Origin of the sequence: Shewanella sp. TC10 (assembly GCF_009663145.1) — a bacterium.
In the GTDB taxonomy this organism is placed as follows: domain Bacteria; phylum Pseudomonadota; class Gammaproteobacteria; order Enterobacterales; family Shewanellaceae; genus Shewanella.
Window position 1 is genome coordinate 1 of sequence record NZ_VKHR01000118.1, and the last position, 2339, is coordinate 2339.

Annotated in this window: 1 protein-coding gene and 2 pseudogenes; 1 reads left to right on the forward strand and 2 read right to left on the reverse strand. The window is 42.2% G+C overall.

All coding sequences use genetic code 11. From position 1 onward, the window contains the following. A pseudogene (locus tag FNZ24_RS21555) lies at positions 1-244 on the forward strand (ABC-F family ATPase); the annotation flags it as partial. A 104-nt stretch (positions 245-348) separates the two neighbouring features. Here FNZ24_RS21555 and FNZ24_RS21335 read toward each other — a convergent pair. Both FNZ24_RS21335 and FNZ24_RS21560 read right to left on the reverse strand, forming a co-directional pair. Next, a complete protein-coding gene (locus FNZ24_RS21335) occupies positions 349-1590 on the reverse strand; it encodes a 4Fe-4S binding protein (protein ID WP_153916810.1) in 1242 nt (413 codons plus the stop codon). 450 nt (positions 1591-2040) lie between these two features. Beyond that, a pseudogene (locus FNZ24_RS21560) lies at positions 2041-2339 on the reverse strand (serine protein kinase RIO); the annotation flags it as partial.

The following is a 2339-nucleotide window of genomic DNA, read 5'->3' on the forward strand; positions in this document are numbered from 1 at the left end:
CGTTAACGTGTTAGTCATGGATGAACCGACTAACCACATGGATATGGAAGCCATTGAAGCGTTAAATAACGCGCTTAAATTGTTTGAAGGTACTTTGATTTTTGTCAGCCACGACCGTGAGTTTGTGTCGTCTTTGGCAACCCACATTATTGATGTGAAAGACCAACAACTGGTGAGCTTCCACGGTACTTTTGACGAGTACTTAGCTAGCCAAGCTGAAGCAGCTGCATTCGCAGGTAAATAAGCACAGCAATTTAGATTTTTCCGCTGATATTGAAATGCCGCTACCCTCAGGGGGCGCGGCATTTTTTATGGTTGTAAATTAGCTGTGTCGGCTAATCATCAATATTAGTGACCGATACTGTTTAGGTGTTGAATGAGCATCATGCGAATTTCTGTCGGCGTTTCACTATGCCAAAATCCGCCGACATACGCCCAAAGTGGGAGCATAAATAACAGCATTAAGACTAGGACTGCTAAGCCTCTATATGACATTACCATTCCCCTGCGAGTACTAAAATGTAGCGCCTCTTTTTTCGGACAAGCAGAAATACAGTTCATACATGCTTGGCATTCATCACTGCGAATCGTGGTTTGGGTGTGAACAATAATGTTGGCTGGGCAAGCGCGAGTGCACTTGTCGCATTTCATGCCTTTACCTTCAATAAGACATTGCTCAGTTGTGCGGCGTATTTTAAATGGGCTTAAAAAGCTTACCAGTCCAAGCAAGGCACCATAAGGGCAAATGTAACGGCAAAATCCTTGTCGTTTCCATGCCGCTAATCCAAGAATGATACTAAAACAGATTAAACTAATGGCTGTTGGACTTAAGAAAAACATCGCCATTTTTAGATCGGCAACCTTGTGATAATAGCCATTGAGATAATGAGGGATACTGGCAAGCGGCATTGTGAACACTAATAAAATCAGCGCTGCCATGAGCAAGTATTTCAACATGCGTAGTATCGAGTCTAACCAGGCTGGTGGGGCAAACTCCTGTTTGATAAAGCGCTTTCTTAAGCTGTATAAGTAATCGCCCGCTAACCCAAGCGGACAAGCCCAACCACAAAAAGCACGCTTACATAGCAGACCTGTTAATAGCACAACAACCAGCATCACGGCTGCAGCTGGGTGATTTTGATCCCACAGCCCTAAACCTAAAATGGCTTTAAGCTCAATACCGCCTGCAATTGGCAAAAACGCATCACCAATATCAGGGCGTACTAACCAAGGAGTTATTTCAGCCTTTAACATGGCGGCATTGATGGCAAATTGAATCCCAACAAGCATCATCGACAGGGCGAGGGCATGCCTGATCATTTCTTTTAATTGATTGGCTTTATTGCCTTTAACGCGTTGACCGTCAACGACACCGCCTTGGGCAAGCGCTGGCTGATATTTATTGAATAAGGGTAATACCACTAAAGATATTGCTAACCCGACAAATAACGGCCAATGGAGGGTCATTATTAATGCAGTCCCAAGTAAGCCTGCACTTACTGCTGCGCCCCATTTTTGCTTGCTCCAATAAAGTAAACAGATGCTGTAGGTGAGGGCCAGCATCAAGGTAATGGATTCGATAGTACTCATGAGATAACTTTTATAAATAGTAAGTATTTATGAGAGCACTAACTTAGGGCTAGAGTTCGTTGTCTAACACTAGATTGTGAATAAGCTCGAAGATTTTATAGTTAAAATGATAAATAAAATGTTCAATATCACTAACTTGAAATTAACATCCTGGCAGGGCTAGATATTTGAAAATGGTGTGTTAGGAAAGCATCACTAATGTTTTCAAGAAGCGCTAAAGACAGCCATATCAATGACAAACATAAGTTTATAACTAATTGCAGGAGCTTGAACGTTGACAGGTTCTTGATAGTCGACTGATTCTTGATAGTTGACTGATTCTTGATAGTCGAAAGGAGTTTGTTGGTTGAAAAGAGAAAGCAGCTTTTAGTCTAACAAATGAAAGCCGCTCTCACTTTTATGCAACTAAAAGTGAGTTAATATGATGCCAAAAACCATATTAATTCAATATTACAGCTCTTCATTGGCATCAACGATGCGCTGTAATCTTTCTTGTTCTTCTTCTCGTGCGGCATTGATTTCTTCAAGTACAGAATCCACATCAGCGATATGTTCACTTTCTGCAAATTCGCCAGTGAGCTCGGTGTCTGGTGTTAGCTCGCCAGCTTCAAAAAGCGCCCACATTTCTTTGGCATATTGGGTCTTGGCAAGCTCAGGTGCAAACTGGCTATAGTAGTTGGTCATGTTATTAACATCACGGGCGAACATCCACACAGCATTATTGTTGATGCTGCTGCCAACAATAATGC

Bases quoted from the DNA above. Each gene is read 5' to 3' on its own strand.
- FNZ24_RS21335 (WP_153916810.1), bottom strand. From the start codon at position 1,590: ATGAGTACTATCGAATCCATTACCTTGATGCTGGCCCTCACCTACAGC.